Annotated in this window: 6 protein-coding genes; 1 reads left to right on the forward strand and 5 read right to left on the reverse strand. The window is 62.3% G+C overall.

The features are described 5' to 3' along the window. Together AC3VI7_RS11245 and ureE are read right to left on the reverse strand one after the other, a co-directional pair. A partial coding sequence (locus AC3VI7_RS11245; protein WP_489671531.1) for an urease accessory protein UreF occupies window positions 1–532 on the reverse strand: 532 nt, incomplete at its 3' end. 10 nt (window positions 533–542) lie between these two features. Then, entirely contained in the window at window positions 543–1,115 is a 573-nt protein-coding gene (gene ureE, locus AC3VI7_RS11250; RefSeq protein ID WP_489669510.1) for an urease accessory protein UreE, read from the reverse strand. Between ureE and AC3VI7_RS11255 the strand changes: the two genes are divergently transcribed. Continuing rightward, the gene (locus tag AC3VI7_RS11255; RefSeq protein WP_489669511.1) at window positions 1,114–1,845 is read left to right on the forward strand and encodes a hypothetical protein; all 732 of its coding nucleotides are present in this window, start codon (window positions 1,114–1,116) and stop codon (window positions 1,843–1,845) included. The two genes, ureE and AC3VI7_RS11255, sit on opposite strands and share 2 nt — an antisense overlap. On the opposite strand, the gene AC3VI7_RS11260 is transcribed toward AC3VI7_RS11255, so the two are convergent. The 3 genes from AC3VI7_RS11260 to AC3VI7_RS11270 all read right to left on the reverse strand — a co-directional run. Beyond that, window positions 1,751–4,684, reverse strand: a complete 2,934-nt coding sequence (locus AC3VI7_RS11260) for a putative bifunctional diguanylate cyclase/phosphodiesterase (RefSeq protein WP_489669512.1) — start codon at window positions 4,682–4,684, stop codon at window positions 1,751–1,753. The genes AC3VI7_RS11255 and AC3VI7_RS11260 overlap by 95 nt on opposite strands. 26 nt (window positions 4,685–4,710) lie before the next feature. After that, window positions 4,711–5,922 carry a hypothetical protein gene (locus AC3VI7_RS11265; protein WP_489669514.1) on the reverse strand — a complete coding sequence of 404 codons (1,212 nt, stop codon included), beginning with the start codon at window positions 5,920–5,922 and terminating at the stop codon, window positions 4,711–4,713. A gap of 29 nt (window positions 5,923–5,951) precedes the next feature. Further along, the coding region (locus AC3VI7_RS11270) for a vitamin B12 dependent-methionine synthase activation domain-containing protein (protein ID WP_489671532.1) at window positions 5,952–8,393 on the reverse strand (2,442 nt) is incomplete at its 5' end.

Raw genomic sequence — 8,393 nt, forward strand, 5'->3', positions numbered from 1 at the left:
GCTGACCGGCGCTTTGGCCCAAGGGCGCGGACTTGAGCGCGGCTTGGACCATGTTCTCGGCCCAACCAAAGGCGTGGGCCAGCAGGGCTTGGCGCAGGGGCGCGCCGGTTTGTGCGGCGGCCAAGGCGAAAGCCACCGGCCATGTGGGTGCCGGGCGTAAACCGCCCAAGTGCTGCACCCGGGGCTCTTCGGCATGGCGCTGGCGCAGCCAGTCGTGCAGCGAGCGCCCCATTTGCTCGGTTTGCTGGCGAAACTCGCTGGATTCGCGCGTCATGCGCACCCACGTGTTCAAGGCGTCGATGCGCGCCAAGTCGTCTTGCTGCCACGCTTCAAAGGCCCGGGCCACCACCGGCAGATCGGCGCGGCCCAAGGCCAGCACCAACTGATCGTGCAACCACGTCGCGGCTTCGGCCTCGTTGCTGACCCGCGCGGACTCGACCGCCGCTTCGAGCCCTTCCGAGTAGCTGAACCCGCCCACCGGCAAAGCGGGCGAGGCCAGCCACATCAACTGCAAAAAAGCGGAGGGCAACATCAAGGCGGTGTCAGTGGTCGTGCTTGCAGCCGGGGCCATGTACGTGCGGTGCCGGAGCGGCCTTGACCGGGATCGCCACAGGTTGGGCGGCGTGATCGTGCCCATGCCCATGCCCATGACCATGACCGCTGCTCACGTAAGCCCCGCCTTCGGGCTCGAACGCTGCTTGGGTTTCGGTGACCGTGAGGTGCATCTGGCGCAGCATCTCGGCCAGCACGTGGTCGGGCTCCAGCTTCAGGTGATCGGGTTGCAGCTCCAGCGGCACGTGGCGATTGCCCAAGTGATAGGCGGCGCGCACCAAGTCAAAGGGCGAGCCGTGTGTGGCGCAGGCGCGCACTTCCAGCACGGCTTGGGGGGCGGCCAGCACCTTGATCAGCGAGCCATCTTCAGCCACCAAGACATCGCCGCCGCGCACCACACTGCCTCTGGGCAAGAAGACCCCGAGGTGGCGTCCGCTGGCATCGGTGGCGTCGAAACGGCTCTTCTGGCGCACGTCCCAATCGAGTTCCACGGTGGAGGCGCGCTTCAAGAGCACAGCGGCCAGACCCTGGCCTTGGGAGAGGAGTTTGTTGACGGTAAGCATGGGAGTGACTGTAGTCTGGAAAGATGTCGCCATGATCAAGAACAAGGTGGAATGCCTACCCTTCCGTGTTCGGTGGGTGCGCGATGAGCAAGAACTCCAGCGCGCTGTGCGTGTTCGGCATGCGGCCTATGCCCGCCATGTGCCTGAATTTGCCCAGACCTTGGCCCAGCCTGAGCCCCTTGACTACGACGACGCTGTGGTCGTGCTGCTGGCTGAGTCGAAGGTCGATGGTTCGCCTTTGGGCACCATGCGCATCCAAACCAACACCGACCAACCGCTCGATTTGGAGCAGTCATTGACCTTGCCGCCTTGGCTCCAAGGTGCCCGCTTGGCCGAAGCCACGCGACTGGGTTTGAGCTTGGGTCTCCACGGGGAGCGTGAAAGTCGGCTGGTTAAAGGGCTTTTGTTCAAAGCTTTTTATCGGTATTGCCTGCTCCACCAGATCGAGTGGATGGTGGTGGCTGGGCGCTCACCCATGGATCGGCAGTACGAACGGTTGCTTTTCCAAGACGTGTATCCCGGCTTGGGCTATATCCCGCTGCGGCACGCCTTCAACCTGCCCCATCGGGTCATGGCTTTGCACGTGCCGAGTGCCGAGACACGCTGGTCAGCGGCCAAGCACCCGCTGCTACGCTTTATGTGCCACACCGAGCATCCGGATATCCCGGTGGTGGGGACCAGCGTGATTGCATGTGATGCGCGAGGGCTTGCAAAGCCGGGTCTTCGATAAAGCTGGCTGAAGAGCTCGCCTGCAACAGCCGATCGGGTGACAAGGGGTGTGCGACAGCAAACCCTTGCACGTAGTCCACCCCAAGGTCGGCCAGCGTCTGCACCGTGGCACAGTCTTCGGCCCATTCGGCGACAGTTTTCATGCCCAAGTTGCGCGCCAGATTGACGATGGCTTCCACGATGGCCACGTTGGCGGGATGCTGGTTCATGTTGACGATGAAGCTGCCATCGATTTTGAGCAGATCGCTGGGTAAATCCTTCAGGTAGGAAAACGAGGTGTAGCCCGCCCCAAAGTCGTCCAGCGCCACCCGCGCGCCGTAGTGGCGCACCCGGTCAATGAAGCGGCGTGTGTTTTGCAGATCATGCAAAGCCACGCTCTCCGTGATCTCTAGACAAAGGTGATGGGCCACGTCGAGGTGTTTTTCCAGCAAGGCGAAGACATCGTGGGTGAAGCGCTCATCGTTGAGCGACGCGCCGCTTAGGTTCAGGCAGACGAACTGTGTGTGCTCAAGGTGATGCTGATGATCCGAGAGCCAAGCCAAGGTGGTGGTGAGCACCCAGCGGTCGATCACCCCCATGCGGCCACTGCGTTCACCGGCTGAGATCAAGCGGTCGGTGGGGATGCGTTGACCCTGGGTGTCACGCATGCGCAGCAGCACTTCAAAGTTGAGTGAGCTGTAGGGCTGGGTCAGGGACATGATCGGCTGCATTTCGAGGAACAGCCCGCCGATGTCGGTGTGTACGGAGAGCTGATCGACGAGCTTCAATTCGGCTTCGTGTTCCAAAAAGACGCTTGCGCCTTTGCCAAACACCATCAAGCCGTTGTTGTGGCCCGACTTGGCTTCATGGCAGGCTCGGTCTGCTGTGGATACGGCATCTTTGGTGCTGGTGCCGGCTGCAATCTCAATCAAACCGATGGAGCCTCGCACATGAAACGCCCGACTGCCCACTTTGTAGGGTTTCTGCCCGATGCTGGTGATGAGCTCTTGGCAAAGGATGCGGGCGGATGCGAGTGGTGTGTTGGGCATGACGATCATGAATTCGTCACCGCCCATGCGCCCCAAGCTCATGGCCGCCGATAACAAGGCACGCACCCGTGCGCAGACCTGTTGCAGCACCTCATCGCCCGCGCTGTGACCAAACAAGTCGTTGATCAGTTTGAAGCGGTCCAAATCCACATACGCCAGCGCCAGCGGGGGGTCTTCGCTGGCGCTGAGCATGGCGACATCCAAGGCCTTTTCGATACCACGGCGGTTGAGCACCTTGGTGAGCGGATCGTTGTTGGCCAGAAATTGCAGGTGCTTTGTGGCCCGTGCTTGATCGGTCACATCTTGCAAGGAGCCTTCGATGTGATCGTGGGCCAGCGTGGCTTTGACCAAGTAGTGCCGAGACGAGGTGTCGATCTCCATGTCGGCATGGCGCTGGGTGCTGACCAAGTGATACAGCCGTGTCCATGCCTCGGGCTTGAAAAAGCTGGGCCAGTCGTGGGCACCGTGTGGGGTGGCGTGGGCTTTGAGGATTTGAAGCAAGGCTGGGTTGGCGCTTGTGAGCCGACCTTGCAAATCCAAGGTGAACAATCCCATCGGCATGGCCTCGTAGGTGGCTTGCAGTTTGGCTTGCATCGCCATGCGGTCTTCGTGCTCTTGTCGCATTTGTGCAGCGATGGCCAGCGAGGCCAACAAGCTGGAGGCGAGCGCAGCGGTGACGCTGTTGATCGAGCCGATCAGCCCCCTGAGGCCCAAGGAAGCCGAGACCACCTCATAGAGGCTGGCAAACAGGGTCACAGCGATGGAGGCGCTGTACCACACGGCCACTTGAGAGCGCGTTTGATACAGGATGCGTATCAGCAGGTAGACCAAAAGGACCACGCCCACCCCGGTAGCGACCCAAATCAGCGGTAGGTAATGGCCATACGACAGAAACGGCGAGAGCAGCAGCAGTGGCACGCAGGACCAGCGGGCGAGTTGAATCAGCTGTTCATGGCCCATCCGGGCGAGCTCGTCATGGAAAAGCGTGGTGAATAGGCTCAGTGTCAGCACGTAGTAGAGGGTCACGGTGACCAACCGGCCTTGCAGCAACGCCTCATAGGGAATGGTGTACCCCAGCCATTGAAGGTCCCAGCCGGCGGACAGGGCGGCCATACGTAGGTTGACCACCAACCAAGCGGCAAACAACACATAGGTGCTGTTGCGATTGATCAGCGCGGTGATGAAGACAAACAGCGCCAACACAATCAAGCCGCCATCCAGCAGACCGGCGTCGCGATGAAAGGCCTGCGTGGCCAGAGCCAGTTCCGTGGGCGAGCCCTGAAGCACCGTCAGACGGGCGGGACCGATGAAGTGGGTTTTGCACACCACCGCTGTGGTCGGTGGCGAGTGGGGTGGTGCGGCCAAGGTGAGCTGAAAGCCGGCCTTGATGGGCGTCATGCTCCCCAGCGCGCCCCTACTGCGGTGGCCTTGACCCAAGAGCTGACCATTGTGGGCTGACCAGCAAGCGATATCCAAGGTGTGCCGCGATGGAAATTCAACGACAGTGCTGGTGCCTGGCAGCGGCTCCGAGATTTGGAACGTCAACCAAAACGGCGCTTCAGAGAGGCGGCTGTCGGAGAACGTGACCCTGGGCTGATGGTGCAACAGGCGTTGCGCCTCCTCCAGCCCCCATTGATCAGCGGGGTCTTCGATGGCTTGAAAGACGAGCGTGCTTGTCTTGGATGGCGCTGGGTACTGTGATGGCCAAGCCACCCAAGCCAGCAGAGAAATCAGGGCGATCACGCTGGGCACGGCGTAGGCTGAAAAAACGTACAGCCAACGCGCCAGCGTCGCTTGTCTCACAAAAGGCATGTTGGGCGTCGATGGGTGAGACTGCGTTACATGGGTGGCGTACTGGGGCCGAGACACTGGCTGGCGGCGCAGAGCACGGCCCCCAGGGTCCAGCTGGATTCGATTTTGGGTGCTGAGGCGGGGATGCGCAGGGCTTGGAGATAGCTTTGCAGGTAGATCGGCTTGAAGCAGGCGGAGGCTTCTTGGCCGGCATGGGGGCCTCGGCGGCGACAGGTGGTGTCGATGTCACCGGCGTGCATGTAGTTGAACGCCCCCGTCAGGAACCAGCGGGGGTGGTCGGCGCGCTCGGTGGGAATCCGGCGATGACTGCCGCGTTGGCCGTGGTCAACGTGGTAGGGGTCCACGATGCCTTGGGTCGGTTCTTGCAGGGCCAAGGTCAAGGTATTGGCGCAGTCGGCCGGTTGCCAGCCGGGATGATCAAGCCCCACGCCGTAGGCGCATGTCGGGGCCACGCCCAAGGTGTGCGGCGCTTCGTCTTGGCCCAGACCGAGGAACGAGTAGCTGTAGATGCGCCGCGACTTGCCATCGACCTTGACCATGCGGGTGGCGTCGTCCGCTGCGTCGCAGCGTTTGCAGGGGAATGTGATTTGCGAGGATGCGCCACCCATCTCAGCGATGCCGAAGTCGCTGCGGCCCTTCAGCGCTTGGCGCACCGCCAGCCAAGCGTAGAGCCCTTCTTCAAAGCCGCTCAGGGTGCGCGTCTCGACGCTCACGCTGGCCCCGAGCCGCTGTTGCAAGCGCTGGTGCAAGTCGGCCCAGAGGGCCGTGCTGCGTTCGCGCTGCTCTTGCTCGGCCAGGCGCATGCCTGCGGTGGCATAGATCCGCGCACTCTCAACGCGGCATTGCGTGGTCCAGTCGAATGCTTGCCAAGCGGGTTGACCTTTGGCATTGGGCGGCCCGGCGTGACGCATCTCATCCAGCGTGGCCACGACCTCGGCATTGACGGCGGCCATGTCGGCGTAGTGTCGCCCCCGGATTTCGCGCACGGGGTCAGCCAAAGCCGATACCTTCGGCCCCACGTGCTCTTCCCAGATGCGGCCCTTGCGCACAAACACGGACAGCCGGGTGCCACTGCTGCCGGCATCAAACATCACCTGACAGGGCGGTCGCTGCTCCACCCCCGTCCCTGTGCCTGCGAGGGCCGCAGGGCTCGACAACAGGGCACAAGCCCAACAAGCCCAACAAGACCACAGTGAGGCCGAGGCGGCCACAAGGGCGAGTCGATCAGTGAGTTTCATGAGGCGCATCCATGGCAGGCGGTGACGCTTTATCCCAGCACGGGTGCCAGCGCGCGGCGGGCCTCGGCCTCGCTCAGGGCTTGGCGCTGGGCAAAGTCACGCAGCTGGTCGTCGCCGATCCGGCCGACGTTGAAGTACAGCGCTTCGGGGTGCGCGAGGTAAAAGCCGCTCACCGAGGCGGCGGGCGTCATGGCCATGCTTTCCGTCAGGTGCATGCCGATGTCGGCGGCCCCCAGCACCTCGAACATGGCGCGTTTGACGAGGTGGTCCGGGCACGCGGGGTAGCCAGGGGCCGGGCGGATGCCGCGATATGTTTCGGCGATCAGCTCAGCGTTGCTGAGCGTTTCGTCGGCGGCGTAACCCCACAGCTCGGTGCGCACGCGCTGATGCATGCGCTCAGCAAAGGCTTCGGCCAGCCGGTCGGCCAAGGCCTTGAGCATGATGGCGCTGTAGTCGTCGAGGGCGTCGATGAACTGGCGCTCCTTTTTCTCGACGTTCAGCCCGGCGGTGACGGCAAACAGGCCAATGTGGTCTGCCTTGACGCCCTTGGGGGCGATGAAGTCGGCCAAGCTGCGGTTCGGGCGCTGTATTTTTTCGCCGTTCTCGCCGTCGATCACGGGTCGGGTGGTCTGCATGCGCAGCGGCTGCCAGCGCATCAGCACCTGGCTGCGGCTTTCGTCGGCGTAGATCTCGATGGTGTCGTCGTCCACGGTGTTGGCCGGCAGCAGGCTGATCACGCCGTTGGCTTGCAACCAGCGGCCGTCGATCAGGCGTTGCAGCATCTGCTGGCCGTCTTGGAAGACGCGACTGGCTTCGGTGCCGACCACCGCGTCTTGCAAGATCTGTGGGAACTTGCCGGCCAAGTCCCAAGTCTGGAAGAACGGGGCCCAGTCGATGCAAGCCGCCAATTCAGTCAGATCCTGATGGCGAAATAGCCGTCGGCCGATGAACTTCGGTGTTGGGGGCGTGTAGCTCGCCCAGTCGATGGGCGTTTTGTTGGCCCGGGCTTGGGCCAGCGTCACCAGCGGCGTGGTTTTTTTGCTGGCGTGCAAGGCGCGCACCTGTTGATAGTCCGCTTGCAGATCCGCCACGAAGGCTGCCGAGCGCTCTTCGCTCAGCAGGTCTGAGCACACGCCCACGGCGCGCGAGGCGTCCGGCACATAGACCACCGGGCCGCTGTAATGCGGCGCGATCTTCACGGCGGTGTGTACGCGTGAGCAGGTCGCCCCACCGATCAGCAGCGGCGTGCCACGCTCAGCAAAGTAGGGATCGCGCTGCATCTCGGCCGCTACGTGCTGCATTTCTTCCAGGCTCGGCGTGATCAAGCCGGAAAGGCCGATGATGTCGGCGCCTTCTTCTTTGGCTTTTTTCAGGATGTCCTGGCACGGGACCATCACGCCCATGTTGATCACCTCGAAGTTGTTGCACTGCAAAACCACGGTGACGATGTTCTTGCCGATGTCGTGTACGTCGCCTTTGACGGTGGCGATGACGATCTTGCCTTTGGGTTTGACATCCGCGCCGGCGTTTTCCAGCGCTTTTTTCTCGGCTTCGATGTAGGGCAGCAGATGCGCCACCGCTTGCTTCATGACCCGGGCACTCTTCACCACTTGCGGCAGGAACATCTTGCCGGCCCCAAAGCGGTCGCCCACGATGTTCATGCCCGCCATCAAGGGGCCTTCAATCACATGCAGCGGCCGCCCGCCTCGGGCGTGGATGGCTTGCCAAGCTTCTTCGGTGTCCAAGTCGATGAACTCGGTGATGCCATGCACCAAGGCGTGGCTCAGGCGGTCTTCGACACTCACGGGGTGTTCAGGCGTGCCGCGCCAAGCCAACTTGGCCGAATCGTCCTTGGCCGCACCCTTGGCGGTTTCAGCGATCTCGATCAGGCGCTCACCCGCGTCAGCGCGCCGATTCAACACCACGTCTTCGACCCGCTCGCGCAAGACGGGCTCCAGATCGTCATACACGCCGACCATGCCGGCGTTGACGATGCCCATGTCCATGCCCGCTTGAATCGCGTGATAGAGGAACACGGTGTGGATGGCTTCGCGCACCGGCTCGTTGCCCCGGAAGCTGAACGAGACATTCGATACCCCGCCCGAGACTTTGGCCCCCGGCAGGTTTTGCTTGATCCAGCGCGTGGCGTTGATGAAATCGACCGCGTAGTTGTCGTGCTCTTCGATGCCGGTGGCGATGGCGAAGATGTTCGGATCAAAGATGATGTCTTCAGCCGGGAAACCGACCTCTTCGACCAAGAGCTTGTAGGCGCGGGCGCAAATGTCGATCTTGCGTTGATAGGTATCGGCTTGGCCGCGCTCGTCAAAAGCCATCACCACGGTGGCTGCCCCGTAGCGCTTGAGCAGCTTGGCTTGGCGCTTGAATTCGGCCTCGCCTTCTTTCATCGAGATCGAATTGACGATGCCTTTGCCTTGAATGCACTTCAGGCCGGCTTCGATCACCTCCCATTT

This window comes from Leptothrix toolikensis (SeqCode), from assembly GCF_057922285.1.